This window comes from Paraburkholderia sp. 31.1 (genome assembly GCF_014397645.1).
Classification (GTDB): Bacteria; Pseudomonadota; Gammaproteobacteria; order Burkholderiales; family Burkholderiaceae; genus Paraburkholderia; species Paraburkholderia tuberum.
In genome coordinates this window covers 65,625-92,028 of the sequence record NZ_VZQN01000034.1, presented here as the reverse complement: position 1 = coordinate 92,028, position 26,404 = coordinate 65,625, and the positions used below count along the sequence as shown (strand labels likewise).

Here is a 26,404-nt window from a genome sequence, read left to right as displayed (position 1 = left end):
CATTCCGCATCAAGCGCCCACACTTATCGACTGTTAGTTTTTAAAGATCGGTCCGCCAAACCCGCCGCGCCTGAACCACCACTACCCGGCACCGCTTCGTTTGCGTCGCTGCGTCTGCAGCAGAGAAGTGGGATTATGGAGAACTTCCGTCGGATCGTCAACAGGTTTTTATCACTCGCCTAACCTGCCCACGCCGCCGAAGCCCACGCCATCAAAGGCTTCCCGCTTCTCCGCACCCCGGCGTCCGGAGCGCGAAAGAGCGGCATTCTAGTCGCCGACATCGGGACTTGCAAGCGATATTTTGACCGCTCGGCGCGCAACCTACCGCGACCCAAAACACCTCGACTCACGCAGTCGCATGCGCGCGCATCGCCCGTTCGACCACGGCCAGATAATGGTCGATCCCCGGCGTCGCGCGATCCTTCTCTTTCGCGCGATCGTCCCATCGGCGCAAACGCATCGCGTCTTCGGCGTACGGTTTCTGCATAAACGCCTGCGCCTCTTCCCTGCTGAAGACCCCGCCCTGCAATTGCAAGCTGCGCACCGAGTCGGCGGACAGCTGGCCAAAATAGGTGGCGTCGATCGCGCACAGGCAGCGCTTCGCGTCGACGTGCAGGCGAATCGGCTCCAGCACCGCGTCCGACAACACCGGCCGCAAAAACGGCAAGGCGAAATACTGATGCAGATCGTCGACACCCCGTTCCGTCGGCGTCTCCCCTTGCAGGTTCAGCAGATGGCCGAGGTCGTGCAAGAACGCCGCGGCGACCAGTTCGTCGCTCGCGCCTTCCGCCTCGGCGAGCGCGCCGCTCTGCAACGCGTGCTCGAGCTGCGTCACCGGCTCGCCGCTATACGCGAGGCTGCCGTGTCGCTCGAAGAGCACACGGATATCGTCGAGACTCAATGCCACCTGTTACTCCCAAGGTAATGAAAACGTCTTCAGATTGGTAAAGCTCTTCATCGCTTCCTGAACGCCTTCCTTGTAGCCTAGCCCCGAATCCTTGATGCCGCCGAACGGCGTCAGCTCGATCCGATAGCCTGGCACTTCCCACACGTTGACGGTGCCCACGCGCAGCTCATTAATGAAACGCGTGATCGCGTCCTGCCGGTTCGTACACACGCCCGACGACCGCCCGAGCGGTGTTCCGTTGCTGATGCGAATCGCATCGTCGAGCGTGTCGAACGCGATGACCGGCGATACCGGCCCGAAGGTTTCCTCGCGCACGAGTGTCATCGACGGATCGACGTTGTCGAGCACGGTCGGCGCATACAACGCGCCGCGGCGCTCGTTGCCGAGGCGCAGGCGCGCCCCCGCGGCCACCGCCTCATTAGCGCGACCTGGTTCATCGGATGATTGAACGGCGTGATCGCGACGATCACGCCCGCGAGCGGCTCGCGCTGCGAGAACACGCGACGCCTTTTGCCATGCGGCGTCAGATCGCACGAGAAACGCTGACCGTCGTCGCGCAACGCCTCGAACGAGGCAAAGCGGAACACGTCGGCGACGCGGCCGATCTCGTAGCGCGAGTCCTGCTTCGACAGACCCGACTCGAGCGAAATCAGATCCGACGCCGGTTCGATCCGCTCACGCAGCAGCACCGCCGCGCGCTCGATAATCTGCGAACGCTCGTAGCGCGACAGCGTCGGCCGATACGCGAGCGCGTAGTCGAACGCGGCGCGCACATCGTCGATGCTGGCGAAGGGCACCGTGCCGACGCGCATGCCGGTATAAGGATCGAACACGTCGAGCGTCCGGGCGCGCGTCGCGCGCTCGCCGCTCAGCCGCAGCGCTTCGGCGCGGAACTCAGGATGGTCCCGCGGCGCCGTGTTCACGATGTCGACACGCGATTGAGCGCGACGTCGAAGATATCGAAATTGCGCAGCCGTTTGCCTTCGCTGCCGGTGGCTGATGGCTGAACGCGCCGGTTGAACAGCAGCGGCACTTCCTGCTCGGAAATCCCGCCGTGCGAGCGCAACGGCACGGTGAGCCCGGACAGGTCGTGCTCGTCGCGCCGCGTGCCGAGCACCACATGCTTCGTGCCGATCACGACCAGATCGCCGATGCGATCCTCAGGCAGCCCGAAGCGCGCACACGCGGCGCGTCGATCGAGCACGACTTCGATTCCCGGCAGGCGGCCGATCCGCGCAATCACGGACGCAGCATCGACCTCGCGCGGCAAATAGACCGTCGCGAACGAACCCAGCGCGCCATGATGCACGACGTACGGATCGGTGATCGGCAGAATCACGCGCGCCGTCGACGCGTCGAGCCAGTCGTCGAGCAAGTCCTGCAGATAGATCACGTTCGGCTCGCCGGTCTGCGGATCGTGCTTCGCGTTCATGCCGTGATCGGCGGTGAGGCCGATCACCCAGCCGAGCGCGTCGAGCTTCGCGAGATAGCCGTCCATCATCGCGTAGAACGCGTTCGCGCCTTCGGTGCCGGGCGCCCATTTGTGCTGGATATAGTCGGTCGTCGACAGATACATGAGGTCGAGCTTGCGTGTCTGCGCGAGCCGCACGCCGGCCGCGAACACGAATTCCGACAACCCCGCGCTATACACGTCGGGCAATGGCAGGCCAACCAGATCGAGCACGTCGTCGATGCCGTTTTCCTCGCGCGTCACCTCGTCGGCTTTCTCCGCCGAAAAGCAGATGCCCTTCAACTGCGAGCCGAGCAGCCCGCGCAGTTTGTCCTTCGCGGTGACGACGGCGACCGCGGCGCCCGCGTCGGCGGCGGCCGCGAGCAGCGTGGGCGCGCGTAGGTAGGCGGGATCGTTCATCATCACCGCCGCGCCCGCGCCGTCGTTCGCGTGGGTGTCCCAGAAGTAGTTGCCGCAGATGCCGTGCACGGACGGCAATACGCCGGTCACGATCGACAGGTTGTTCGGGTTCGTGAACGACGGGATCACGCAGTCGCCGCGAAACGCCGCGCCGCCCTCGAGCATCGAACCGATGAACGGCGCGACGCCGGCCGCGACCGCCGCTTCCAGGTACGCAAACTCGCAGCCGTCGACACAGACAACGACCGTCGGTTGCGAAGGCAGCCGGTAGCTCCGGCCGTTGACCTCGATCGTGCGTTGCTCGGGGTGTGTCATCGCGTGGTTTTCCATTGCCGGGGTTGTCATTGCAAAGTCTTAATCGCCGGGTTGTCTGTTCGTGGGGCGAAGCTGCCGCGGCGTTTGCCGGTACGCTTGCCTCGGCATCATCGCCGCGCCGTCATCGCCCGCGCGAGCCGGCCGCACCCGCGCCTGCCGGGAGGCGCTGCTCGTGCGCCGCCTCGCAGGCCGCATGCGCGCGCTGCAACCCGCCCTGCACATGCGCGCGCATCAACTGCGCGGCCTGCTCCGCATCGCGCGACGCGAGCGCTGTCAGAATCGCGCGATGCTCGGCGAGCGAGCGCGCCATCGCGTCGGCCTGCACGACTAGCGCCGCACGCCGAAACAGGCTCAGCTCGCTGACGAGCCTGCGATACGTGTCGTACAACTTCGTGTTGCCCGCCGCCGCGACCAGCGCATCGTGAAACGCGACGTTCGCGCGCGCATACGCATCGTGATCGTGCGACGCGAGCGCCGCGCGCATCGCGTCGACCCAGTCGCGCAGCACCGCGAGCTTGCCCGCATCGATGCTCGACGCGAGCATCCGGCACGCCCCCTCTTCGAGCACCGCGCGCACCGCGTAAATCTCGTCCGCCTCCGCGAGCGACACCGTCCGCACGAACACGCCGCGATTCTTCTCGGTGCGCACCAGACCCGCCTGCTCTAGCGCGCGAAACGCCTCCCGCACCGGCCCGCGCGACACCTGCAATCGCACCGCCCAGTCGGCTTCGTTGAGCTTGTCGCCCGGCGCCAGCATGCCGCCGACGATATGCCGCTCGATCTCGTCGCGCACCAGCGTCGTCAGCGAATGGCGGCGCAGGACCTCGATCGGATCGACGGAAGCAGAGTGCATATATTCTGTCATTTTGACAACTTTTGCCACATCTACATCGATGCTCACCGGTTCGCGCGCGTGCTTCAGATCAACGAAATCGCTCGCCGATCACTCGGCTCAGTCGGGGCTCAGTCGGCTCAGTCGATCCGGCGCCGCGGAGCGCGCGCCGCGATCAGCAGCAGAGCGACCAGCGAGACCAGCAGCAGAATCAGCGACAGCGCGGAAGCCGGCAGGTAATAGCCGCGTTCCACCTGCCCGACGACGACGATCGGCACCGTCGCGAAGCCTGGCGGATATACGGTCAGCGTCGCCCCGAGTTCGCCGAGCGACAGCGCAAAGCCGAGCGCGAGACTCGCGCGTATCGCCGGCACCAGTTGCGGCAACACGACGCGGCGCAGCACCATCGACGGCGGCGCTCCGAGGCTCGCGGCCGCTTCGCGCAACACGGTCACCTCCGGGCGCAGCGCGGCGGCCGCGCAGCGGTAGCAGAACGGCAGTACCAGCGCGAGCTGCACGAACACCACGATCGCCGCCGAGCTCGACAGATCGAGCGGCCGTTTGTGATACGCGATCAGCACCGCAAGGCCGAGCACGACGCTCGGCACGCCGTTGGGCATCATCGCGATCGTGTCGATGACGGCGCCGAGGCCGCGCCGGTCGCGTCCTTCGAGCGCGAGCGCGAGCCACAAACCGAGGATCGTGCCGAGCACCGCGACGCCCATGCCGACTTCGAGGCTGGTGGTCAGCGCGTCGAAGTCGCTCGAACCGAGGCGCTCGAACCAGCGCATGCTGAAGCCGTCGGGCAGGATCGTGCCGGACCAGTGCGACGCGACGCTCGATAGCGCGACGACCAACACCGGCAGCACGAACAGCCAGAAGCACAGCAGCGCGGCAAAGCCGAGAAACAGACCGCCGAGCAGTCGCACCGCGAGGCTGTGCCGCACCGGCCGGCCCTTCTTGTGCATGACCGGCAGCACGGTCGGATCGAGTTCAACGGCCATGACCGGCTCCTTTCACCTTGCGACGATTGACGCGCCGGTACAACGCGTACAACGACAACGACATCAGCAGCATCACGACCGCGCCGGCGGCGGCGGTCGGCAGATCGAGATCGACGGTGGCGGCGCTGTAGATCGCGACCGGCAGCGTGATCAGATGGGCGCTGCCGAGCACCAGCAGAATGCCGAACTCGTTGAGCGTCAGCAGAAAACACAGGATCGTGCCGGCCGCGATGCCCGGCCACGCGAGCGGCAGAATCACCTTGAACGCGACCATCAGGCCGTTCGCGCCGAGGCTGCGCGCGGCTTCGATCAGTCGCTGGTCGAGCAGCGCGAACGATGCCAACGTCGGACGCACGACGAACGGCGTATAGAACACGACTTCCGCGAGAATCACGCCGCCGATGCCGAACAGAAAATCGAGCGGCGGCGCCTGCAGATTGAACAGCCGCTGCAGCCCGATGCTGACCGAGCCTTGCGAGCCGTACAGAAAGATCAGCGTGAACGCGACCAGAAACGACGGGAACGCGACGAACAGTTCGAGAAAGCGCGTGACCATGCGCGCGCCCGGAAATGGCTTGAAGAACAGCAGCGACGCGAGCGCCACGCCGAGCAGCGACGCCAGGCTCGCACTCGCGAACAGGATGCCGAGCGTGGTGCCGATCACGCCGCGCGTTTCGGGGTTACCGAAGAACGTTACGTACGCGTGGCCAGACAGGCCATGCGCGCCGGTCAGACTCAGCATCACGAGCCGCACCAGCGGATAGATGACGAGCGGTCCGAGCACCACGACTGCAATGAACAGCAGATGCCATTGCGCGAGGCGCTCGCGCCGCTTGACGGCGGCCGCGTGCGCCGCCGCGCTCGCGAGACGGCGCGCGGCGGCGGCTTCGACCTCGGCTTGCGCGGCAAGGTCGAGCGGGTTGGACGTATCAGGGCTTGATAAGGACGACATCGCCAGCCTCGTAACGCAGGGAAACACGCGCGCCCTTCTCTGGCGTCATGCCGAGACCACGCTGCAGCGTGACGAGCACGGGGTCGTTCGGCAGCGCATCGAGCACGACCGATACCGACAAGGCCGCGCCGTACCACTCGACCGACGCGATCGCGCCGTGCAACTGCCCCTCTCCGAGCGGCACGATGCGCAGCGCCTCCGGACGCAGACACGCGACACGTTCGCGCTCGTTGTAGCGCGCGTCGTCCATGCCGAACGCGACCTGTGGCGGCAGCAGATTGGCCGCGCCGAGGTAGCGCGCGACGAAGCCGTCGGCCGGCGAGTCGTACAGCTGCTGCGGCGTGCCGAGCTGCGCGATATGGCCATCGCGCATCAGCAGCGTGCGGTCGGACAGCACGAGCGCGTCGTCCTGATCGTGCGTCACGCAGACGATCGTCAGATTCGGCAGGCGTTCATGCAGCGCCTTCAGTTCGGAGCGCACCGACGCGCGCAGATTGGCATCGAGCGCCGACAGCGGTTCGTCGAGCAGCAGCACGTCGGGCTCGATCACGAGCGCGCGGGCGAGCGCCACGCGCTGCTGCATGCCGCCCGACAGTTGTGCGGGCATCACGTGACCGGCATCGCCGAGCTGCACGAGCTTCAGCACCTCGGCGACGCGGCGCGCGACGTCGCGCGCGGGAATACGCCGCGCGCGCAACCCGAACGCGACGTTCTCGAATACCGTCAGATGCGGAAACAGCGCGTAGCTCTGGAATAGCAGTCCGAGGTTGCGCTTGTGCGGCGGCATGTGCGTCAGATCGCGGCCGGCCACCGTCAGCGTGCCGGCCAGACCGTCGGCCTCGATGAAGCCCGCGATGAAGCGCAGCAAGGTCGTCTTGCCGCAGCCGCTGCGCCCGAGCACGGTGAGCAACTCGCCGCGCCGGATGGTCAACGACAGATCGTCGAGCACCGTGCGCGCGCCGAAGCGCACCGTCAGGTGATCGATCTGCACGCCGCCCGGCGCGTCCGAACGCGCGGCGTCGAGCGCATCCAGCGGAGCGCCGGGCGCAGTGGGGTGAGCGAGACTGGCCGTATTCACCGGAGTCGTCCTCCAACAGGATTAATGCTGATGCGGCGCCGCGCATTTCGTGCGAAGCGCCGCCTGAATCGACTTACTTCGGCTTGACCACTTCGATCTCTTTGCCCGACGAACCGATCACGTCGCTCTTCCAGCGCGCGGTCCAGTCGGCCTTCTTCGCCATCACGTGGTTCCAGTCGACCGGAATCAGCTTGACGCCGCTGATCGCCTGCTTGACCGCTTCGCCGTTCTTGCCCGCGAGCGGCACGTCGCTGCGACCCGGAATGCCGAAGATGTCCGGCACCTTCGACTGCACTTGCGTCGACATCAGATAGTCGATCAGCTTCTTGCCCTCGGCCTGGTTCGGACCGTTCTTGATCAGCGCGATCGCGTACGGCAGCTGGAACGTGGTCGGCTGACCGCCGGGCGTGGCGGCGAGGAACACCGGTTTCAGCGACAGGCCGCCGTTGGCCGCGTCGTCGAGATCCATCTGCAGATCGCCGTTGGCGACCGCGATCTCGTTACGCGACAGCAGCACGTCGAGATAGCCCGTGCCCTTGGTGTGGAACTTCGCGCTCTGCTCGAGCTTCTTCAGATAGTCGAACGCCTGGTCTTCGCCCATCAGCGACGAGGTCAGGATGATCACCGCCATGCCGTCGCCGGCGGTCGCCGGATTCGAATACGCGACCTTGCCGGTGAAGTCCGGGTGCAGCAGGTCCGCGAACGTCTTCGGCTCGGTTTTCGTAACTTCGGGGTTGATCGCGAACGAGAAGTAGTTGTTCACGAAGGTCGCCCACGCGCCGTTCGGCGCCTTCGCGATGGCCGGCACGTTCTTGTAGTTGGCGCTCTGGTACGCCTGCAGCAGGCCGCTCTGGTCGGCCTGCTGAATGAACGGCGGCAGGGTGACGAGCACGTCGGCCTTCGGCTGATCCTTCTCGATGGTCGCGCGATTCACGACTTCGCCGCTACCCGCCGTGACGATATTGACCTTCACGCCCTCCTTCTTTTCGAAGGCCGGCAGCACATCCTTGTACAGATTTTCGAGGCCGTCGGCCGTGTACAGCACGACGGCGTCGGCCGCATGAGCCTGCATCGCGGCACCGCCGAACGCGGCCGCGGCGACCAGCGCCGGCAGCAGTTTGCGCGCGAGGCCGGTCGCGGCGTGAAGGGAATTCGTCTTTTTCATGTCGCTCTCTCCGAAGCTAAAAACCAGACGGTCGGGATAACCCATACCTGTAGTGATTGAACGGCGGCACGCGCCGCTTGCGTGTTGCCCGCTGCGGTTGCCGCGCCGGTCTGTCGTGGATTGCAGATTGCCGACAACTTTGCCGCTCCTCGCCCAGCCTGACTGACAGCCCCTATCACACCCGCGCTGCCTGCCGCGCCTGAGCGGGCACGGCAAGAATCACAGGTTTCGATGACAAGGCCATGACGATTGCGCCGAATTCCAAAAAAAGACACAAATTGCCAACTCGCGCCAACCGACGGAATTCGTCGCGCCACCCCAAAGCGGACCCCGCGCGCCGATCCCGTGTGGATCGTACATGGCGAAAATGACGATGTATGCACGGTGCGTCGGGAAAATGCGGAGGCGGCGGGTGGCTTTTTTGTATTTAGATTTTGGCGGGCGCGGAATGTCGCTCAGCGCGAGCGGCGTACGAACGCGGCGGGAACCGCCCCGCCAGCCCGTCTCAGGCGATCAGAATCTCCGGACCATGCGCGGTGATCGCCGTGCCAAGCGCGCGCTCGGGCGCCAGTTCGGTGACCAGATACCGCGCCGACTCGATCCCGTTGATGCGCACCGGCGTCACGCGTCCGAATTTCGAATGATCGGCGACGACGACCACCATGTCGGCCGCGGCGATCATGCGGCTGCGTACCTCGGCCGCCATGCGGCTGTAGTCGGTGAGATAGCCGTCCGGCGAGATTCCGCCCGCGCCAATGAACGCGAAATCGGCGTGGTACTGCGTGAGCTGCTGAACCGTGTCGAGGCCGAAGGTCGCGTCTTCGATATCGGACAGCTCGCCGCCGAGCAGCGTCACGCGATTGTCGTTGCGTCGGCCGAGCAGCAAAGCGATGCGCCAGTCGTTGGTGTAGACCGTCAGCCGATGCCGGTCGAGCAGCGCCCGCGCGACCGACTGCGTAGTACTGCCCGAATCGATGATCAGCGACGCGCCGTCCGGCACGAACTCGGCCGCGCGCTCGCCGATCGCACGCTTCGCGCCGGCGTTCTCGGCTTCGCGCGTATCGAGATCGGGCTCGCGCCGATCGCTCGACAACGCGCCGCCGTGTGTCGTCACGAGCAGGCCGCGGCCGGCCAGCGCGTTGAGGTCGCGACGGATCGTTTCGCGCGATACGTTCAGTTCGCGCACCAGTTCGGCGACCGACAGCGCGCCGTTCTTTGCGACTTGCGCGAGGATGTATTGATGACGTTGTTCTGCGAGCATCTGAGAAGGCCGGAAGCCGGCACGCTTGGGTTTCGCCGTGGTTGAGGAAGGCCGCCGTATTGTATTACGCGTATTGAGCGTCGTCGGTGCTGGCGTGCAGGTGGCGCTCAGGGTGGCGTGGGGGCGCGTTCATGGCGCGCTCGGCTTGCATCGAGCCGCCCTTGCGCGCGAACACGCCAGCCATCGCGCCGACCTGCTAACCTTGACGGCTGGACTCGCCGGCCATGCGGCGAACGCAACGCCGCCGCCCGGCCGAGTCCCGCGCACAACGCCTCGCCCGTCAACCGAACCGCCGATGCCGCCACTGTTTCGCCGTCTACTGCTGCTGTTCCATGCGCTGCGTTACGGCGCGCGCCTGATCTGGCTCGCCGCCCCGCCCGACCACAAGCTGCACTGGATGATCGAACTGATCGGCCGCGTGCATGCGTCGGAGCGCAGCGGCGCGCAGTTGCATGGTCTGCTGCCGGCGCTCGGTCCGCTCGCGAGCCGCTTCGCGCAGACGCTCGCCAGGCGCCCCGAGCTCGCGAGCGGCACGCTGCATGACGCGCTGGACGCCATCGATCACATGGAAGTGCCGCTGTCGCCGGACGACTCCGCGCTGGCTTTGACTCGCGCGTTCGGCCGGCCGCTCGGCGAGCTGTTCAGCGCGGTCGACCTCGTGCCGGTACGCAGCGGCTTCGCCGAGCAGACCCATTTCGCGCGGCTCGCGATGCCGCTCAAAGGTCATCACGAAGTCGCCGTCAAGCTCGTGCGCGCGCAGCAATTGCAACAGATCGGCGATGAACTCGCTTTGTTGCGCTGGGTCGCGCGCTGGCTCGAAAAGCTGTCGCGCGTCGCGCGCCGGCTGCAGTTGCGCGCGCTCGCGCAAACCTTCACCGACGACATCCTGCGCCGCTTCGACCTGCGCGCCGAAGCCGCGAATCTGAGCCAGACCGGCCACCATTTCGACGGCGACAAGCGCATCGTCGTGCCGGACGTGATCTGGGAGCTGTGCACCGACCACACGCTGACGATGCAGCGCGTCAACACGCTGTCCGCGAGCGACCTGCCCGGTCTGCACGCGCACGGCATCAAGCTGGCGCCGCTCGCCGCGCATATCGTCGAGGTCGTCACCGAGCAGGCATTCGAGCATGGCTTCTTCCACGCGACGCTCGATGCGCGCCGCGTGCGCGTCAGCATCGAGCCGGACACGCTGGGGCGCCTCGTGCTCGCGGAGTTCTCGATCATGGCGACGCTGTCGAGCGACGAGCGCGAATTTTTCGTGCACGGCGCGACCGCGTTGTTCGACCAGGACTACGGGCGGCTCGCCGACATGCATCGCGAGGCCGGCCACGTGCCGGACGACACGCGCGCCGAGCTGCTCGAAGCCGAGTTGCGCACGCGCGCCGAAGCGCACTTCGCGGCGGCGCCCGAGGATCGCTCGGCGGGTTCGCTGTTTCACCATCTGCTGCACGGCGTGCAACGGTTCGACGGCCACGTGCCGGGCGCGCTCGCGACCGCGCAGCGCTCGTTCCAGCAGGCGGAGATGCTCGCGCGGGCGCTGCATCCGGGCATCGATACATGGAACATCGCGCGCGGCGTGCTCGCCGATATCGCGCGACGCGATCTCGATCATCGCGGCTGGCTCAAGCGACTGTCACACGAGCTGCCGCATCTCGCGCATATGCTGCCGCGCGTGCCGCAACTGGCGGTGCGCTATCTGCAGCAGCACGATCGCACCGGCACCCCGCAGCAGAACGCGCAACTGCTCGCGGATCTCGCGCGCGAATACCGGCGCACGCGCTGGCTGCTGTGGGCATGCGTCGTCTGTGGCGGCGTGCTCGGAGCGGGGATGACGCTGCTCGCGTGGTGACGGTCCCGCGCGCGCGTTGCAGCTTTGAACAAGACGCGCGCCGCCCGTGCCGCCAACATGGCGGCTTTTTCACGCCTCCCGCCTCGATGCTCGCTTCCTTTCTTGCCGCCGTCTTCGTCGTGCTGTGGTCGACCGGTTTCGTGGTCGCCCTCGCGATCACGCCTTATGCCGATCCCAATCTGTTTCTGCTTGCCCGCTTCGGCGGCACCGCGCTGGTCTTCGCGCTGGCCACGCTGGTCGCGCGCGCAGCCTGGCCGACCGGACGCGACTTCGGCAAGCACCTGGCCGCGGGCGCGCTGCTGCAAGGCGTCTATCTCGGCGCCGGCTACTGGGCCGTCGCGCAAGGTCTGAGCGCCGGCGTGATGGCGCTGCTCGGCGCGCTGCAGCCGCTCGCGACGGCCGCCGTCGCCGCGCCGCTGTTCGGCGAGCGCTTGTCGCGGCGCCGCTGGAGCGGCATGGCACTCGGCCTCGCCGGCGTCGTGCTGGTGCTCGCGCCGAAGCTCGCTGCCGCGACGCCGCCCGCGCACGGCAACGCACCCGCGTGGCTGGTCGTGCTGATATCGATCGTCGCGGTGGGGGCGATCACGGCGGGCACGCTGTTCCAGAAGACCTCGCTCGCAAAGGCCGATATTCGCAGCGCGCGCCGTGCAGAACGTCGGCGCGGCGATCGTCGCGGGAGTGCTGGCGCTGGCGCTCGATGAGCATCGCTGGATCGCGTCGCCGACGCTGTGGGCATCGCTCGCGTGGGGCATCGTGATGCTGTCCGGCATCAGCGTCACGTTGCTCGTCTGGATGGTCCGGCGCGGCGATGCGGCGCGCGCGACTGCTCTGCTGTTTCTTGCGCCGCCGCTTGCCGCGCTCGAAGGGTATCTGGGGTTCGGCGAAACGCTGCTGCCAGTGCAGATCGCCGGATTTGCGGTCGCGCTGGCCGGCGTGTTGTTGGCGAGGTCGTGAGGGGCGCCGCGCGCCAGTATTGCCACCAAGCGCCCGTCAGTCGGCCGTATCCGCGCGCGCGGGCATTTTCGCTCGCGCAACCGCGCCCGGTGCTGGCGACCACGCCGGCCGACTCTTGCGCTGCGAATCGACCACGACGATAAAACGCCCCGCCCACGGCATGATCTGCCGGTCGCTTTTCAGCACCCACAGCGATTGGCCGGAATCGACGAGCTGCGCATATGCTGCGTCGAGAATCCCGTAGTGATCGAGAAACGTGTTCAGCGATGCGGGAATCCGCACGCAGCCCTTCGAATGACGAATGCCGAGCAGCGGTTCGAGCCGCTCGGGGTCGGTTGCGTGCATCTGGAAGCGCATCTGCGACATGCCGCCCTTGCCCCAGCCGCGCTCACCCAGCGCCCAGCCGAGGTCGAAGATGCGCATATCGCGCCGTCCGTAGCCGCGAATATGGTTTTCGTTCTGCGTGCCCTCGGAGCGGAAATCCATGTTGTCGGGCGTATGTTCGAACACGCCGAGCGGCGTGATGAAGTGGTCGTACTCGCCGGGCCGTCCCGTGGATACCGGCGATGCGCCGATCATCTGCCAGTTGTCGGCGGGCGCCGGGCGGAAGTAAATCAGGAGCGCCTGCACGTTCGCATTGCGATCGACGAGCACCACGTACTCGCCCGACAGATTGCCAAGCTCGTTCTCATTGAGCGCCGTCTCCAGACGGTTGGCGTACGCGCGCTGCGCCGCGACGGGCAGTCTGAGCCGGCGCGTCACGTCCCGCGCGAATACGTCGCGCAGCAGGAACGCCCGGCGCGGATCGACGACGCCAGCCGCGTCGGGCGCGGCGATGGTGGCGGCGTCGATCGTGGGCAACGGCCGGCTCGCGCCATTCCACGCGTTGGCCGGATTGGCCAGATTCACCGTATGCGCCGCTGATGTCGCGGATGCAGGTGACTGAGCGCTACCGGGCGCCGCCGCATGAACCGGCGCCGCCATCGCACCGGCACTCGAGACGACGGCTGCGCAAACCCACGCGCAAATCCTCAGGCGGTTCAATCCAGGCTGGCCAGGCCGATCTGGGTATCTCATCGCGTCTTGGAGCAAACATGATTATTATTGATCGCACGCCGGGTCTCTGCGGCGTTCGGCACGACCGATGTTACTCAGCGAAGCGAGGCGTGTCGATGAAAATACCTTCTAACCTGCGAACTCTTCAAAAATGATCGGCTATTTTTCGACAATCGACATGCCAGCGAAAACGCAATTAATACGCAATTAAATCGGTCATCGGAAAATCAAACCCCAAAAGGCAATATACGATTTCGTTCGACGAAAGGTAGACCGAAGACGGCGTCACGTGCCGATACGCACGCCGTTTTTCAACCTGCTTGCAATCTGTTTCAAGCCACTTCAATCGCTTTTTCTCTCGCGAGGACAACAACGATCATGGCTCAATCCGATCCAGCCGCGCGCCAGGCCCGCATCGCGACCGAAATGCACGTCGCCGCCGAATTCGACGCAAGCCGCGAAATCGAGCGCCGGGTCGATTTTCTGGCGAACTATCTGCGCAACAGCCACCTGAGAACTTATGTGCTCGGCATTAGCGGCGGCGTCGATTCGACTACGGCCGGGCGTCTCGCGCAACTCGCGGTCGAGCGTTTGCGCGCGAACGATTACGACGCGAGTTTCGTCGCCGTCCGTCTGCCTTACGGCAAACAACGCGATGAAGCGGATGCGCTCGATGCATTACGCTTCATTCGCGCCGACGAAAATCTGACTATCGATATCAAACCCGCAGCCGATGCGATGCTCGAGTCGCTCGATAAAAGCGGCGTGTCGTTCAAGGACGAATCCCAGCGGGATTTCGTGCACGGCAATATCAAGGCGCGCCAGCGGATGATCGCGCAATACGCGGTGGCTGGCGCGCGCTCGGGCGTCGTGATCGGAACGGACCACGCGGCCGAATCGGTGATGGGCTTTTTCACGAAGTTCGGCGACGGCGGCGCCGACGTGCTGCCGCTCGCCGGGCTCAGCAAGCGCCGCGTGCGTGCGGTCGCGAATACGCTCGGCGCGCCCGACGCGTTGGCGCATAAGGTGCCGACCGCCGACCTCGAGATGCTGCGGCCGCTTCGTCCCGACGAAGACGCGTATGGCATCCCATACGACGCGATCGACGATTTTCTCGAAGGCAAGCCGGTCAGCGATACCGTGCGTGACGTGGTCCTGGAGTTTTACAACGCGACGCGTCACAAGCGGGCGCTGCCGTATACGCCGTTCGATTGGCCGGCGTCGCCGGATGGGCAATGATGCGCCCGCGAACGGCGCTCTCAAACGAATAAAGGCGGTGGACATGCGCGCGTCGTCGCGCCTGTCCACCGCCTTCGAAAACAATAGAGCTTACTGCGCCATCCGCGGCGCTTACTGCTCGGGCGGCGGTTCGTCGCTGAACAGATCGGCGCTCGCTTCGAGCGGCTGGCCACCCAGTTGCTTGCCTTGAATCTGCCGCGCGATCACGTCGCCGACATACGGCACACTCGCGTCGAGTTCGATCGTCGCGTAGGCGCCAGGCTTGCCGGCGTCCACCACCTCGACGTGTTTCGCGTAACGGCCGAGTTCGCGCTTCAGAAATTCCCGCACATCCTGCTCGCTGCACGATTCGGCGATATTGCGCACGGTCAGGTTCATGCGGCCTACCCTCGCCGCGCCTGGCGGTCCGTCCGTCGGTCTGGGCTTGCGATACGCACCGGTCGCAGCGCGGCACGCTGCTTCGTCTGAGTCGCGCCGAGTGCGCGAAGTGCGACGACGCCGGTCGCGCCGGCTAACCCCATAGCGAGCCATGACAAGTAAAAGGCCATCGTTCAAATCTCCTGTGCGAATTGCATCCTGTTGTCAGGATAGCCCGCTTCGACAGCGAACACACTGTGACGCAGCGTCGTAGGCAATGGCGAAACGTCCCCGTCGATGCACTGTACCTGAATCGGTCGCGCCAATCCTGGGAAGACATCGGCTGCCTCGGCACCTTGCATGCCTGGCCAGCCCCGGCCTGGCACGCAGACCTATCGTCGAAGGCAGCGTGCGGGGGACGTGGGCAAAGGCGGACTGATCGCGCCGATCAGTCCGCCGCTTGCACGTTCGCCGCGCTCACCCACCACGCATTCTTACCTTGCGGCAGACGGACCAGCACCGCGGAAGGATCCTCGACGCCGTCATCGGCGATCTGGCATACCGGCAGGCCGTCGGGCAGACGCTTCACTTCGCCAGCGGCCTCGAACAGCGCGATTCGCTGCGCATCCAGCGGGCGCAGTTGCCGATACACGTCGAAGCTGAGCGCTGCGGGCACGTCGCCGCGAATCTCGAGCTCATTGGCGCGCGCGCAATGCGGGGGCGCGACGGCAACTGCGGCGGCGCTGCCGCTCAGGCAGCCGCTCAGGCAGCCGATCGTCAGCGCGACGGCGGCGAGACGGGAATGGATCATCGTGTTTCTCCGAAAAAAGTGAGGGGCAGCGAACCGTGGTTCCGCGCGGAATGCGCAAGCGTGCGGACGCGCGGCGCGCTCAACGCTGGCGGGCATGCGCGTCGCGTCGGCTGTCTTCGCTGTCGACGCCATCGTCGTCGCGAGTCGCGAACTCGAGCCGGCTCACGTCGCAGGACGCCTGGCCAAAGCCCGCATACACCGCCGACCAGTTGCCGACGATCACCGCTTGCGCCTGCGCGAGACTCAGCTTGCCTTCGCAGACGCAACGCTTGAGCAGCGCCGCCGCGCGTGCCTTGCGGCGCTCGCCCTGCGGGCCGGACCACGGCAACAGATCGAGATTGGCCGGCGCATCGGGCGATCCGCCGAGCATGACCGGCACACGCCGGTCGAGCGCGAACGCGGCGACGTCATCCGCATCGATGCCGCGTGCGGCAAGCATGCGATCCTTGTGCGCCATCAGTTCGTCGAACGGCGGCGCGACGGTTTCCGCATAACCGGGGCGGCAAATCGTCTGGCCGATCGACTGCTGGGTCACGCGTTCGTCGAGCACGGCGCTCGGTTGCGCGGCGGCATCTCCGATGCGCAGCGCGAGCAGTGCGCCAACGGTGACGAGCAGCGCACGGTGCGTGATGCGCACGCGCGGACGAAGGACGCGCGTGCGTCCGAGCCGCGGCGCGTTGGCCGTGTCATTGCTGCTGGTCGTGTCGCGGGAAAGACCGCGCCGATGGGTGTCTGCGATGCCTGCGTTCATTCGTCGGCGCGCCGGCGGCGGCACGCGGTAGTTCAATTCGCAAGGCAATTAAAACACATTCAATATGGATGAGTACAAAAGCCGGACATGAGGGCGCGGCGTTTGCCGGCTCGCGGCAGCCGCCGCGAGCCAGCGCAGACCAACCCAGCGCGACGTCGCGATGAGTGGGGCGCCCCGCCGCCTCTACTTCGCCACCCGCGCCTGCAACGCGCGGATCCGCCCGAGCGCCTGCGCGTTCGACACCGTCTCTTCGTACATCTTTGCGAGGTCGGCTTTCAGCGCGGTGCGCGAACCGCCATCGAGATAGACCATATGCCCCGACGGATAGAACCGTGCCGACAGGTTCTGCCGCACCTGCTGACTGACCAGCGGCATCTGCTGCAGATCGAGCACGGTCTGATAGAACGGCGTGACGAAATCGAAAAAGCCATTCGCCGACAGCACCTTGAGGTCGGGATTGAGCGCCATCACGGCGGCAAGGTCGCCGGCCGTGTACAGAATGATGTTGCCTGTCGAGTCGAGCCCCTTCTGCGCGCCGGTTGGATCGATATGGCCGAAATCCCAGTACTTGAACGCCTGATCGTTGAGGTCGGTGAACGACGAGTTCGACGTGTACTTCAACTGCTCGTTCAGATAGACGTTCCACATCGTCGTGTAGACGCCGGTGACCGCGGTCATCGTCGGATCGTTGCCGCCGGAGTTCGGGTCGATCTTGCCGGCGATGCCGGTGTCGATCGCCGTTACGCGGCCGTCGTAGGCGCCGAGCGCGAGGCCTTGCGACTTCAGCAACGTGGTCAGGAACAGCGAATTGCCGCGGCTGTCGTAGCCCGCGATGTCGAGGCTCCACGCGAGCAGCGTCGTTTTGTCGATGCCGGTGTATTCGCTGAGCTTTTCGGTGGTCGCGGAATCTGTGGTCGGGAACTTGCGCAGCGCGGCCAGGTAGTCGGTGCGCGCGAACTGCGCGACCTCCTCGGCGAACGCGCCGAGATCGGTCGGCCGCGGCGCGACGCCGAGCTTCTTGTGATACCACGCGTCAGCGGCCGCCGTGGGCAGCGCGCCGACCGGATTGCCCGATTGCGTGTAATCGAGAATCGACGATTGCAGCGTAATGCCGTTCAGATCGACCCCATCCTCGTGCAGCCGGTACGCGAGCACGCAGCTACGCGCCGTGCCGTAGGACTCGCCGAATAGATACTTCGGCGAATTCCAGCGGTTGTTCTTCGTCAGAAAACGCTTGATGAACTGCTTGATCGAATCCGCGTCCTGATCGACGCCCCAGAAGTCGCGATTCTTCTTCGGCGCGATCGCCGCCGAATAGCCGGTGCCGACCGGATTGATGAACACCAGGTCGCTCTTGTCGAGCAGACTGTCCGGATTGTCTTCGAGTGAATAAGGCGCGGGCGGCGTGAACCCCGGCATCGACGTCTTGATGCGGCGCGGCGCGAACGAGCCGAGCAGCACGAATACCGACGACGACCCCGGCCCGCCGTTATAGAAAAACGTGACCGGCCGCGTTTCTTCCTTCTGATGGTCCTGCGTGAACGCGACGTAGAACATCCTCGCCGACGGTTGCGAGCTGCTCGGATCGACGATCACCAGATGGCCCGCGGTCGCCGTGTAGTCGATCTTGTGAGCGCCGATCGTCACCGAATGATGCGTGATCGCGGCCGTCTCGACTGTATCGGTAACCGAATCGTCCGGGCCGTTGCCATAGGCGACCGGGTCGAAGAGCGGCTGGTCGCCGGCCTTGTGCGGCGCGCTCGTGGCGGTGGACGCGCCTGCCGAGGCCGTGGCATGCGTGTTGTGCGGCGAATGCTGGCTACCGGAAGCTGATTCTGTATTCGTCATGATCGCTCCAAGGGTTCGTTTTACTTGCCATGCGTCCTCGTTCTTACGTCTCGTTGTTGTGTTATGCGCTGCGTTGCAGACTATAGTGCGCCCGCCACCTTCCCGCCATTGGGGCTGCCCAGTCCCGTGCAGGCATCCCACCCCTTCGACGCCGCGAAGCTGCCGTTGTTGCCCTGCGTGATGTCGTTGCAGACGCCCGGCGCCTTGTACAGCTTAGCGTTGACGAAGCCGGCCGGCTGTCCCTTCGCCGCGTTGATGCGCGCGATCAGCGCCGCCCACAGCGGCGCGACCGCGCTGGTGCCCCCCACCACCGTTTGCATTCCGTCGACCAGCACGTCGTAGCCGGTCAACGGCGAGGCATCGCCCGCGACATCCGGCACGCCGCGCCCGCCGAGCGGCTGGCCGCCGCCGCCCGTCGCCGTGACCGACAAACCCTGCTGCCACGCCGGCACCGGAAACGCGCGGCTCACGCCGCCGCCGCTGGCCCCACCCTGCTCGCCGTCGTTCCACACGACCTCGCGCGTGATCGTCGAACCGGACGAGCTCAGGTGCGTGCCGCCGCAAGCGAGCACATACGGGCTCGACGCCGGGAAGTCGACCGCGTCGCCGCCGCCCGAGCCGTCGCTCGATCCGCTGTCGCCCGAGGCCGCGCAGATGGTCACGCCGAGCGCCGCCGCCGATTGCAGTACGCTGTTGAGCGCCTGCATCGACTGGCTGGTCCACACCGATTCCGGCGCCCCCCAACTGATCGAGATCACCGACGGCTTGTTAGTTGTGTCGTGCACCGCGCGGCTCACCGCGTCGATGAAGCCGGCGTCGCTGTTCTGCGTGAAGTACACGGCGATGGCCGCGCCCGGCACGATGGCGCCGACGATCTCGATGTCGAGCGTGACCTCGCCGTCCGGCCCGTTCGGATCGCCGCTCGGCTCGTTGCCAGCCTGGTCGACGCCGACCGGGGTCACGGTCGGCTCGCTTACACCGAGGCTCGAGAAATAGGTCTTGAGGTCCGACGTGTTGTAGCCGCCGCCGAGTTCGATGATGCCGACGCACTGACCGCCGCCGTCGCCTTGCGGAAACTGGTAGAGCGAGGCGAGCTGCGGCGGCGAGTACGACGTCTGCCCGGCGCGCGCCGGCACGAACGGCGGCCGGATGCGAAAGTGCGGACGCGCCTGCGGCCGGTTGTCGAGTCCGAGCACCGCCTCCACCACGCCATGCAGATCGTCCGGCACGCTGATCGTGCCGGTGCGGCCACGGAACTGGCCGGCCGCGTGATGCCGGTAGAGCTCGAGCTTGACCTCGAACGCGCTCTGGAACTGCGCGATCGTGCCGCTCAGCAGCACCGAGCGCGCCGCCGGATCCTCGCGCGCGACGGTGAGCCCATGCGCGGCCGCGAACGCGCGGACCTTCGCGATGTCATCGGGCGCGGCGCCGTAGTCCTGGGCGAGCGCCTCGCGCGACAGCGGCTTCACGCTCGCGTCGCCGGCTTCGATGCGTTTCATCAAGGCGTCGAACTGCGCCTGCTGCTGGCGGCGCAGCATCACGAAGACCTCGATCCGCTCGGCGGGATCGCATTGCCCGATGATCGTCGTGCCCTGCGCGACCTTTCGCTCGCTGCCCGGCAATGGATGCTTGGTGACCATGGTATCGACTCTCCTGTTAGCGTGGCTTAGCACGCGGTCATGCACGACCGCGCAGCCCGGCGGCGGCCAGGCACGCCACGCGCCTGCATGAAGCGCATCGTGGCGATACGCGGCAGGGGTTGTTCAAGAACTTCGTCCACGCGTCCGACCAAAGCATTCGAACACAGTTCCGGCCAGCGCGACAGTCGTCCGCATGGCCAGGGTCTAATGCGCGGCGTGGATGCGACACGCTATGATGCTGCAGCGGCATTCCCGCCGTTTCATTGCCGCGCGCGCCGCCTGCGCGCACGATCGAGAAATCAGAGGAACCCATGTCAATTTCGATGTATCAAGCATCAGTGCCTGTGCTGATTCGCGGCCTCACGAACCTGCAGGCCATCCTGGTCAAGGCCGAAGCGCACGCGGCCGCAAAGCAGATCGAACCGTCGGTGTTCACGAATGCCCGGCTCGCGCCGGACATGCTGCCGTTCGTGCGCCAGGTGTATATCGCGAGCGATACCGCGAAGGGTTGCGCGGCGCGCCTCGCCGGCGTCGAGCCGCCGAAGTTCGACGACGTCGAGCAGACTTTCGATGAACTGCAGGCCCGTATACAGAAAACGATCGATTACCTGAAGGAATTCAATGCGGCACAGATCGACGGTTCGGAAAGCCGCACCATCACGCTGAAAATGCGGACGGGTTCGATCGAGTTCACCGGAGCGTCATATCTGTTCGGTTTCGTGCTGCCGAACTTCTATTTCCACGTGACGACCGCGTATGACATCCTGCGTCATAACGGTGTCGAGCTCGGTAAGCTCGACTATCTGGGCGGGATGCAGCAGTAAACGGAGCAGGCGGGTCGTCGATCGCGCGGCCGCCCTCACGCGTGCAGGCGCGGCTGGAATGCGATCACCGCCATGCCGGCCAGCGTCAGCGCGACGCCTGCCGCGTCCCACGGCGTGGGCCGCACCTCGTCCACGACCCACAGCCACGCAATCGCGACCGCCACGTACACGCCGCCGTAGGCCGCATACACGCGGCCCGCTGCGGTGCCATGCAGCGTCAGCAGCCACGCGAATAGCGCGAGGCTTGCCGCGCCTGGCAGCAACAGCCACGCGGAGCCGCCCTGTTTTAGCCAGCGCCACGGCAGGTAACAGCCGAGAATCTCGGCGACAGCGGTCACGACATACAGCAGGAAGGTTTGCATCGATGAGCGTGAGAAGGTGGTTGTGTCGCCGCGCGTGCGCGCGGCCGACCGCGCTATCGGCTTTATTAACACAATCACTTGGCACCGCGGCCTTTGCATCGGCTGTATGCGCACGCGCGACGAATGCAAAAGCCAGCTCCAAGTTTCAATCCAGCGAAAGTTCAATCGAGCGAAAGCCGCAGCGCGAAGCCGATCAACGCAGCCGAGAAGGTCCACCGTTGTACCGTCTGCGCCAAAGGATGGACGCGCATCCAGTTGGCGATGCGCGCAGCGCCGATCGCATACAACGCGTCGAAGCATGCGCCGATCACGAGCAGCACGACACCAAGCTCGATCATCTGCCACGCTACCGGCCCCGCTTCCGGCCGCGCGAATTGCGGCAACAGCACGGAGCAGAACAGTAGCGCCTTCGGGTTGAGCAGGTTCGTCAGCAGACCTTTGACGAACGCGGTCCGCAAGGGCCGCACCGCATTGCCCGCATCGCTCGAAGCAGTGGATTCCACTCGCGGCGCACCGGCCGCTTGCCCGTCGCGCGACCCGGCCGGCAATGCGAACCCGGGCGAGCGGAAGATTTGAATCCCCACCCACGCGAGATAGACGGCGCCGGCATAGCGCACCGCGTCGTACAGCCACGGCGCGTTGCGCAGCAGCGCCGCCATGCCGCACGCCGACAGCGTCACGTGCGTCGCGCGCGATACGCCGAGCCCCGCCGCGGCCGCGAAGCCGCTGCGCACGCCGCGCGCGATGCTGGTTTGCAGGATCAGCGCCATGTCCGGCCCAGGCACCGCATAAACGACAATCAATGCCGCCACGTAGACGGCCAGCAGGTGAGCGGAAATCATCGGCGCCTCCTTGTTGTTCGAGGCTCCATGTTGCTATCGGATGCGGAGCGTTTGCTGGCGACTTTCAGTCCTCTGCATTCAAAAAATAGCGGAATGCGCTAATATTTCGACATCTGACGACGCCTTCCACCACCCTGCAGCCCCCCTCCCGACCATGTCCACGGACGATCTCGACAAAACCGACCGCGCGATTCTCGCCGCGCTGCAAAACGACGGCCGCATGTCGAATGCGCGTCTCGCCGAGATGGTCGGCCTCAGCGAGACGCCTTGCGCGCGGCGTCTGAAACGTCTGGAGAACGATGGTTACATCGACCGCTACCGCGCGGTGCTGTCGCGCGCCGGGCTCGGTCTGGGCGTGATCGCGTTCGTGCTCGTGCGCTTCGCGGTGCACGACCGCGTGGTGGCCACGCGCTTCGAGCGCGAGGTGCAGGCGATCCCGCGGATCCTGTCGTGCCACAACGTGTCGGGCAGCGCGGACTACATCCTGCAGATCGTCGCCCGCGACCTCGACGACTACGGCACGTTCATGCGCGACGAACTGCGCGGCCTGCCGGGCGTGACGTCGGTGGAATCGGCCTTATCGTTGCGCGAAGTGAAAGCGTTTGGCGGTCTGCCGCTGTCCTGAGCGCGAACGTGGCATAGTCCCCCCTTTAGTCCCCTTTTGAAGCGGCGCGAGCCGTTCCGACGCAACCCGACGACCCCGGAGTTCTCATGGATCACGACAAGGCGCGAGCCGAAGAAACCGCCGCAATGGAACGCGTGTTGACCGCCACCAAGCGGGTGCAGACCGCGTTCGCGTCGCTGCAATCGCAATTCCCGCCGGCAGGCAGCGGCAAGCCCTCGCAATTTGCGTTGCAGACTTTCGACGCCGCGCTGCAGGAACTCGAAGATGCACAAGCCGCGTTCGACGAACTGCTCGGCGATCTGCTCGACGGCAATCGTTGAGCGCTAGCGAGCGTCTGGCCGGCGCCCCGCTCGCCAGCCGGCTCGCACGCTTCGCGCCGCCGCATACGCGTTAACGCGCGTCCGTCTCCACCACCGGCTCGCAGAGAATCGGAAAATTGACGGAGTTCGCGACGTAGCACTTCTGATGCGCGACGTGATGCAGATGCGTGGCCAGCTCGACATCGCCGCTCGCGCGGATCGTCACGCGCGGGCGCAGCACGATCTGCGAAAAGCGGCCTTCCTGCGCGGTATCGAGCATCGTGCCTTCGGCGTCGTCGCGATAGTCGAGCACGACGATGCCCGCCTCCGAGCACAGATGCAGATACCACAGCTTGTGACACGCGCTCGCCGACGCGACCAGCAGGTCCTCGGGATTCCAGCGCGTCGCGTCGCCGAGAAACGCCGGATCCGACGAGCCCGGAATGTCAGGCTTGCCGCCGGAAGAAATCACGTGATCGCGGTCGTAGTCGCGGTAGCCGGAGGTGCCGCTGCCGCGGTTGCCGGTCCATTTCACCGATACGTGGTACTTGTGCTCGCCGTGCGCCATTCGCTTCCCCTTTGGTCGGATCGGACCTGCATTCTATCCGCGCCACACTAGCGCGGCGGCGCCGCGCGGCCGGTCACGTTCGGCGCGCGTGGGTCGGGATTCATATAGAGCGCCGTGCCGTTCGCGCGCATGTTGTTGAGCGCGGCGCCCGAGCCGGTCGCGCCACCCGAGCCGAGCCCGTACGAGCCGCCCGCCGACATGCCGGGCCCCGGCATGGCACTCGGACTGACGCCGGTACCGATGCCCATCGCGCCGCCGACAGCCGCATTGCCGCTGCCCCCGCTGCCCCCGCTGCTCCCGCTGGTGCCCGCGTTCGTGCCCGCATGAGTGCCGTTTTGGCTGCCGCCAGGATTGCCCGGTTGCTGGGCCTCTACCGTTGCAGCGGCCCCCACCGTCAACAGCGCCGCAAGCAACGCCGACCACACGATCCCACCTGTTGCTGTCTTCATCGCTACCCTCCAACCGCATCGATCCGCCGAGCACGATATCTATTCTGAGCCGATCGCGCGACCGATGCAGCGGCGCCGCTCCCGCCCGCGCCCACGGCGTGTCCGTGCGCGTTATGATCGATCGTTACGCCCGAACGGCCGATCGCGCACGATGGAGCACGCCTACATCCACCTTTTGCATCTGCTCGCCGGCCACTCGACGTGGATGCTCGCGGTCGTTTTCCTCGCCGCTTTTTTCGAAGCGATCGCGGTCATCGGCACCTTCGTCCCCGGCAGCACCGCGATGTTCCTCGCCGGCGCGGTGACGGGCACCGGCTCGCTGAGCCTTGCCTGGGTCTTCGTGTGGGCGATCGTCGGCGCGGTCGCCGGCGACGGCGCCAGCTTCTGGCTCGGCGATCGCTACAGGGAGCGCATCGTCACGCTGTGGCCGTTCCGCGCACACCCCGGCGTACTCGACGCGGGCCAGCGCTTCTTTCTGAAGCATGGCGCGAAGAGCGTCGTGCTCGCCCGCTTCATCGGCCCGCTGCGGGCGATCGTGCCGGTCGTCGCGGGCATGATGGGCATGCGGCCGCTGCGCTTCCTCTCGATCAACGTGCTCTCCGCGCTGCTGTGGGCGCCCGCGCACATCCTGCCCGGCGTCGTGTTCGGCGCGTCGGTGCTGCTCGCGGGGGCGGTGTCGTTCCGGCTCGTCGTGATCATCGCGATGCTGGCGTGCATCGTGTGGCTCAGCTTTCGCGGCGCTGGGTTTCTGGTGTCGCACGCGAATGCGTGGTCGAGCGCGGCAGGCCGTCATCTCGGCAGCTGGGCATGCCGCCATCCGGGTCCGCTCGGCCGCATCGCGCGCCGCATGCTCGACCCCGACACGCCCGATGCGACCCACCTGCTCGCGATGTCGCTGATCGTGCTGGTGGCCGGCGCGCTTTTCTTCGGGATCCTTGACGACGTCGTCAGCGGCGATCCGCTGACGACCATCGACCTGTCCGTTTATCACTTTCTGCAATCGATACGCACGCCGTGGGGCGACACGTTGCTCGCGGCGCTCGCGACGCTCGGCAGCGGCATCACACTGTTCGCGCTGGTCGTCACGGTTGCCCTGTGGATGGTGTGGGAGCGGCGCTGGCGCACGATCGTCTACTGGCTCGCGGCGGTCGTGTTTTCCCAGCTGCTGATTCTCGGCCTGCAACTCGCGATGCGCCGCGCCCCGCCCAACGAACTCATGAGTGGCCACTTCGTGTTTCCGAGCAATCACGTCGCCGCGACGGTGATCATCTACGGCTTTCTTGCGTTTCTGCTCGCGCGCCGGATCGGCAAGCTCGGAGGCGTGCTGGTTGCCGGCGCCAGCATCATCGTCGTGATCGTGGTCGCGCTCGCGGGCGTCTACTTCGGCCGCTACTGGGTGTCCGACGCGATCGGCGGCGCGGCGCTCGCGTATGTGTGGGTCGCGCTGATTGCGCTGACGGCGATCTGGAGGCATCCGCAGCCGCCGCCGCCGCGCCGTTTCATGCCTCTCGTGGTGCTCGCGGTCGTAGCGCTCAGTGTCGGCCTGCAGCTCGGCCTCGCAATGCCGACGCCGCCGGACGGCGCGCCGCAACCACCCCCCGTGCAGTTCACGCAGACGCAGTGGAAGCTCTCCGGGTGGAAGCGGCTGCCGTGCTTTCGCTCCGACATGGGCGGCGATCGCAAGGAGCCGCTGACGCTGCAATGGGTCTCCGAGCCCGCTTCGATACGCGAGCAGTTGCGCGCGCAGGGCTGGGTCGAGGGCACCGACGTGTCCGCGCACAGCCTGCTGTCGCTCGCTTCGCCCGACGTCGCGGCGGTGTCGCTGCCGGTGCTGCCGAAGCTGAACAATGGCGTGCCGTCGTCGCTGGTCTTCGTGCGACCGGGCAATTCGCGCGAGGAACGCTACGTGCTTCGCTTCTGGCCGAGCGGCTACGCGGTCGACAACGGCACCTCCGCGGCGCCGCTGTGGGTCGGCGCGTTCACGCACGAGCGGCTGACGCGGCCCTCCTGGCCGCTGAACATTCTGCGCATCGATCACGACGCGAGCCCGTTCGACGCGCCCACCAGGTCGGGCGTCGAGCTCGGCGCGACGGTTCTCGCGGAGGTCGATTGTCACGGCGTGCCGGTGTCGCTGCTGGTCTCGCCGAGGCAATGAGCTGCACATCCAGGCACATCCAGGCAACTTCAGGCATCTCAGGCATCCCCAACTCGACGGTTCGATAAAGGAGACAACCGTGGGCCGCTTCGGAAGTCCACATCGACGTACCCGGCGCCGTCTATCAGCAATTGGCGCCACGGGCGAAACGCCTGCTGCACCATATGCCGCGCGTGAGCGAACTCGACAATGCAAGCGCGCCGGAGCAATACCGGAAATTCGCCTATTGAAGAAAGCATTCAGTCGCCGCATTGGCCGCGCAACGAATTGTCACGAAAGCGAATCGCCAATTGACGCGCAATTGCCATAACGGAAATGACTGAGGCGACCGCGGGGATACACCGGGTCGCGAATGACAATCGATTTGACATTTAAGCCTTCGTTGCGC

25 protein-coding genes and 2 pseudogenes are annotated in these 26,404 nt (G+C 66.1%); 8 read left to right on the top strand and 19 right to left on the bottom strand.

The features are described from left to right. Positions 1–183, top strand: a 183-nt coding sequence (locus tag F6X37_RS36435; protein ID WP_222944927.1) for a hypothetical protein, incomplete at its 5' end; no start/stop codon positions are given. A 163-nt stretch (positions 184–346) separates the two neighbouring features. On the opposite strand, the gene F6X37_RS24940 is transcribed toward F6X37_RS36435, so the two are convergent. From F6X37_RS24940 to F6X37_RS24900, 9 genes and pseudogenes are all read right to left on the bottom strand, one after another. Further along, complete coding sequence (locus F6X37_RS24940; protein ID WP_184054891.1) at positions 347–907, bottom strand: phosphonate degradation HD-domain oxygenase; 561 nt, start codon at positions 905–907, stop codon at positions 347–349. A gap of 3 nt (positions 908–910) precedes the next feature. Further along, positions 911–1,830: pseudogene (locus F6X37_RS24935) on the bottom strand (aldehyde dehydrogenase family protein). Further along, complete coding sequence (gene phnA / locus F6X37_RS24930; protein ID WP_262420011.1) at positions 1,827–3,092, bottom strand: phosphonoacetate hydrolase; 1,266 nt, start codon at positions 3,090–3,092, stop codon at positions 1,827–1,829. The pseudogene F6X37_RS24935 and the gene phnA overlap by 4 nt, the downstream one beginning before the upstream one ends. A 121-nt stretch (positions 3,093–3,213) precedes the next feature. Continuing rightward, positions 3,214–3,957 (bottom strand): phosphonate utilization associated transcriptional regulator, encoded by a 744-nt coding sequence (locus F6X37_RS24925; RefSeq protein ID WP_187613139.1) that lies wholly within the window; start codon positions 3,955–3,957, stop codon positions 3,214–3,216. 107 nt (positions 3,958–4,064) lie between these two features. Next, positions 4,065–4,928: a 2-aminoethylphosphonate ABC transport system, membrane component PhnV gene (gene phnV / locus F6X37_RS24920; RefSeq protein WP_187613138.1), complete on the bottom strand. Its 864-nt coding sequence runs from the start codon at positions 4,926–4,928 to the stop codon at positions 4,065–4,067. After that, a complete protein-coding gene (locus F6X37_RS24915; RefSeq protein ID WP_184068117.1) occupies positions 4,918–5,880 on the bottom strand; it encodes a 2-aminoethylphosphonate ABC transporter permease subunit in 963 nt (320 codons plus the stop codon). Before F6X37_RS24915 ends, phnV begins: the two co-directional genes overlap by 11 nt. Further along, on the bottom strand, positions 5,858–6,958 hold the full coding sequence (gene phnT / locus F6X37_RS24910; RefSeq protein WP_090806214.1) for a 2-aminoethylphosphonate ABC transport system ATP-binding subunit PhnT: 1,101 nt from the start codon (positions 6,956–6,958) through the stop codon (positions 5,858–5,860). Before phnT ends, F6X37_RS24915 begins: the two co-directional genes overlap by 23 nt. A 73-nt stretch (positions 6,959–7,031) precedes the next feature. Then, positions 7,032–8,123 (bottom strand): 2-aminoethylphosphonate ABC transporter substrate-binding protein, encoded by a 1,092-nt coding sequence (gene phnS / locus F6X37_RS24905; protein WP_187613137.1) that lies wholly within the window; start codon positions 8,121–8,123, stop codon positions 7,032–7,034. A gap of 505 nt (positions 8,124–8,628) precedes the next feature. Continuing rightward, positions 8,629–9,384: a DeoR/GlpR family DNA-binding transcription regulator gene (locus F6X37_RS24900; RefSeq protein WP_184068108.1), complete on the bottom strand. Its 756-nt coding sequence runs from the start codon at positions 9,382–9,384 to the stop codon at positions 8,629–8,631. A 295-nt stretch (positions 9,385–9,679) separates the two neighbouring features. Between F6X37_RS24900 and F6X37_RS24895 the strand changes: the two genes are divergently transcribed. Together F6X37_RS24895 and F6X37_RS24890 are read left to right on the top strand one after the other, a co-directional pair. Next, on the top strand, positions 9,680–11,236 hold the full coding sequence (locus tag F6X37_RS24895) for an ABC1 kinase family protein (RefSeq protein ID WP_187613136.1): 1,557 nt from the start codon (positions 9,680–9,682) through the stop codon (positions 11,234–11,236). A gap of 86 nt (positions 11,237–11,322) precedes the next feature. Further along, positions 11,323–12,190: pseudogene (locus F6X37_RS24890) on the top strand (DMT family transporter). Positions 12,191–12,226: 36 nt separating this feature from the next. Here F6X37_RS24890 and F6X37_RS24885 read toward each other — a convergent pair. Then, positions 12,227–13,174: a L,D-transpeptidase gene (locus F6X37_RS24885; RefSeq protein ID WP_187613135.1), complete on the bottom strand. Its 948-nt coding sequence runs from the start codon at positions 13,172–13,174 to the stop codon at positions 12,227–12,229. 450 nt (positions 13,175–13,624) lie between these two features. On the opposite strand from F6X37_RS24885, the gene nadE reads away from it, so the two are divergent. Continuing rightward, positions 13,625–14,485, top strand: a complete 861-nt coding sequence (gene nadE, locus F6X37_RS24880) for an ammonia-dependent NAD(+) synthetase (RefSeq protein ID WP_187613134.1) — start codon at positions 13,625–13,627, stop codon at positions 14,483–14,485. A 111-nt stretch (positions 14,486–14,596) separates the two neighbouring features. Here nadE and F6X37_RS24875 read toward each other — a convergent pair whose 3' ends face one another. The 5 genes from F6X37_RS24875 to F6X37_RS24855 form a co-directional block, all read right to left on the bottom strand. Continuing rightward, positions 14,597–14,863, bottom strand: coding sequence for a hypothetical protein (locus F6X37_RS24875; RefSeq protein ID WP_090806224.1), 267 nt, complete (start codon positions 14,861–14,863; stop codon positions 14,597–14,599). A gap of 427 nt (positions 14,864–15,290) precedes the next feature. Beyond that, positions 15,291–15,653, bottom strand: a complete 363-nt coding sequence (locus F6X37_RS24870; protein ID WP_187613133.1) for a hypothetical protein — start codon at positions 15,651–15,653, stop codon at positions 15,291–15,293. Positions 15,654–15,732: 79 nt separating this feature from the next. Beyond that, a complete protein-coding gene (locus F6X37_RS24865) occupies positions 15,733–16,404 on the bottom strand; it encodes a hypothetical protein (RefSeq protein WP_187613132.1) in 672 nt (223 codons plus the stop codon). Between the two features lie 183 nt (positions 16,405–16,587). Then, positions 16,588–18,252, bottom strand: coding sequence for a S10 family peptidase (locus F6X37_RS24860; RefSeq protein ID WP_187613131.1), 1,665 nt, complete (start codon positions 18,250–18,252; stop codon positions 16,588–16,590). Positions 18,253–18,332: 80 nt separating this feature from the next. Continuing rightward, positions 18,333–19,892: a protease pro-enzyme activation domain-containing protein gene (locus F6X37_RS24855; RefSeq protein ID WP_187613130.1), complete on the bottom strand. Its 1,560-nt coding sequence runs from the start codon at positions 19,890–19,892 to the stop codon at positions 18,333–18,335. A 311-nt stretch (positions 19,893–20,203) separates the two neighbouring features. Here F6X37_RS24855 and F6X37_RS24850 point away from each other — a divergent pair, with 311 nt between their 5' ends. Further along, complete coding sequence (locus F6X37_RS24850; protein WP_187613129.1) at positions 20,204–20,716, top strand: DUF1993 family protein; 513 nt, start codon at positions 20,204–20,206, stop codon at positions 20,714–20,716. Between the two features lie 35 nt (positions 20,717–20,751). Here F6X37_RS24850 and F6X37_RS24845 read toward each other — a convergent pair whose 3' ends face one another. Further along, the gene (locus F6X37_RS24845) at positions 20,752–21,078 is read right to left on the bottom strand and encodes a YnfA family protein (RefSeq protein WP_187613128.1); all 327 of its coding nucleotides are present in this window, start codon (positions 21,076–21,078) and stop codon (positions 20,752–20,754) included. A 161-nt stretch (positions 21,079–21,239) separates the two neighbouring features. Next, positions 21,240–21,920, bottom strand: a complete 681-nt coding sequence (locus tag F6X37_RS24840; RefSeq protein ID WP_187613127.1) for a LysE family translocator — start codon at positions 21,918–21,920, stop codon at positions 21,240–21,242. 154 nt (positions 21,921–22,074) lie between these two features. Here F6X37_RS24840 and F6X37_RS24835 point away from each other — a divergent pair, with 154 nt between their 5' ends. Continuing rightward, a complete protein-coding gene (locus tag F6X37_RS24835) occupies positions 22,075–22,545 on the top strand; it encodes an Lrp/AsnC family transcriptional regulator (protein ID WP_018425024.1) in 471 nt (156 codons plus the stop codon). 86 nt (positions 22,546–22,631) lie between these two features. After that, the gene (locus tag F6X37_RS24830; protein ID WP_013091435.1) at positions 22,632–22,865 is read left to right on the top strand and encodes a hypothetical protein; all 234 of its coding nucleotides are present in this window, start codon (positions 22,632–22,634) and stop codon (positions 22,863–22,865) included. Between the two features lie 70 nt (positions 22,866–22,935). Here the strand turns inward: F6X37_RS24830 and F6X37_RS24825 are convergent, their stop codons facing one another. Beyond that, entirely contained in the window at positions 22,936–23,412 is a 477-nt protein-coding gene (locus tag F6X37_RS24825) for an OsmC family protein (RefSeq protein ID WP_090806238.1), read from the bottom strand. A gap of 47 nt (positions 23,413–23,459) precedes the next feature. Beyond that, complete coding sequence (locus F6X37_RS24820) at positions 23,460–23,861, bottom strand: hypothetical protein (RefSeq protein WP_187613126.1); 402 nt, start codon at positions 23,859–23,861, stop codon at positions 23,460–23,462. A 151-nt stretch (positions 23,862–24,012) separates the two neighbouring features. On the opposite strand from F6X37_RS24820, the gene F6X37_RS24815 reads away from it, so the two are divergent. Continuing rightward, the gene (locus F6X37_RS24815; RefSeq protein ID WP_187613125.1) at positions 24,013–26,016 is read left to right on the top strand and encodes a bifunctional DedA family/phosphatase PAP2 family protein; all 2,004 of its coding nucleotides are present in this window, start codon (positions 24,013–24,015) and stop codon (positions 26,014–26,016) included. Positions 26,017–26,404 lie beyond the last annotated feature (388 nt).

Coding starts and splice junctions, on each gene's coding strand:
- F6X37_RS24845 (WP_187613128.1), bottom strand. CDS start 21,078: ATGCAAACCTTCCTGCTGTATGTCGTGACCGCTGTCGCCGAGATTCTC.
- nadE (WP_187613134.1), top strand. CDS start 13,625: ATGGCTCAATCCGATCCAGCCGCGCGCCAGGCCCGCATCGCGACCGAA.
- F6X37_RS24855 (WP_187613130.1), bottom strand. CDS start 19,892: ATGGTCACCAAGCATCCATTGCCGGGCAGCGAGCGAAAGGTCGCGCAG.
- F6X37_RS24835 (WP_018425024.1), top strand. CDS start 22,075: ATGTCCACGGACGATCTCGACAAAACCGACCGCGCGATTCTCGCCGCG.
- F6X37_RS24825 (WP_090806238.1), bottom strand. CDS start 23,412: ATGGCGCACGGCGAGCACAAGTACCACGTATCGGTGAAATGGACCGGC.
- F6X37_RS24840 (WP_187613127.1), bottom strand. CDS start 21,920: ATGATTTCCGCTCACCTGCTGGCCGTCTACGTGGCGGCATTGATTGTC.
- phnV (WP_187613138.1), bottom strand. CDS start 4,928: ATGGCCGTTGAACTCGATCCGACCGTGCTGCCGGTCATGCACAAGAAG.
- F6X37_RS24895 (WP_187613136.1), top strand. CDS start 9,680: ATGCCGCCACTGTTTCGCCGTCTACTGCTGCTGTTCCATGCGCTGCGT.
- phnA (WP_262420011.1), bottom strand. CDS start 3,092: ATGACACACCCCGAGCAACGCACGATCGAGGTCAACGGCCGGAGCTAC.
- F6X37_RS24885 (WP_187613135.1), bottom strand. CDS start 13,174: ATGGCGGCGCCGGTTCATGCGGCGGCGCCCGGTAGCGCTCAGTCACCT.
- F6X37_RS24870 (WP_187613133.1), bottom strand. CDS start 15,653: ATGATCCATTCCCGTCTCGCCGCCGTCGCGCTGACGATCGGCTGCCTG.
- F6X37_RS24925 (WP_187613139.1), bottom strand. CDS start 3,957: ATGACAGAATATATGCACTCTGCTTCCGTCGATCCGATCGAGGTCCTG.
- F6X37_RS24915 (WP_184068117.1), bottom strand. CDS start 5,880: ATGTCGTCCTTATCAAGCCCTGATACGTCCAACCCGCTCGACCTTGCC.
- F6X37_RS24865 (WP_187613132.1), bottom strand. CDS start 16,404: ATGAACGCAGGCATCGCAGACACCCATCGGCGCGGTCTTTCCCGCGAC.
- F6X37_RS24860 (WP_187613131.1), bottom strand. CDS start 18,252: ATGACGAATACAGAATCAGCTTCCGGTAGCCAGCATTCGCCGCACAAC.
- F6X37_RS24875 (WP_090806224.1), bottom strand. CDS start 14,863: ATGAACCTGACCGTGCGCAATATCGCCGAATCGTGCAGCGAGCAGGAT.
- phnS (WP_187613137.1), bottom strand. CDS start 8,123: ATGAAAAAGACGAATTCCCTTCACGCCGCGACCGGCCTCGCGCGCAAA.
- F6X37_RS24900 (WP_184068108.1), bottom strand. CDS start 9,384: ATGCTCGCAGAACAACGTCATCAATACATCCTCGCGCAAGTCGCAAAG.
- F6X37_RS24820 (WP_187613126.1), bottom strand. CDS start 23,861: ATGAAGACAGCAACAGGTGGGATCGTGTGGTCGGCGTTGCTTGCGGCG.
- F6X37_RS24850 (WP_187613129.1), top strand. CDS start 20,204: ATGTCAATTTCGATGTATCAAGCATCAGTGCCTGTGCTGATTCGCGGC.
- F6X37_RS24830 (WP_013091435.1), top strand. CDS start 22,632: ATGGATCACGACAAGGCGCGAGCCGAAGAAACCGCCGCAATGGAACGC.
- F6X37_RS24815 (WP_187613125.1), top strand. CDS start 24,013: ATGGAGCACGCCTACATCCACCTTTTGCATCTGCTCGCCGGCCACTCG.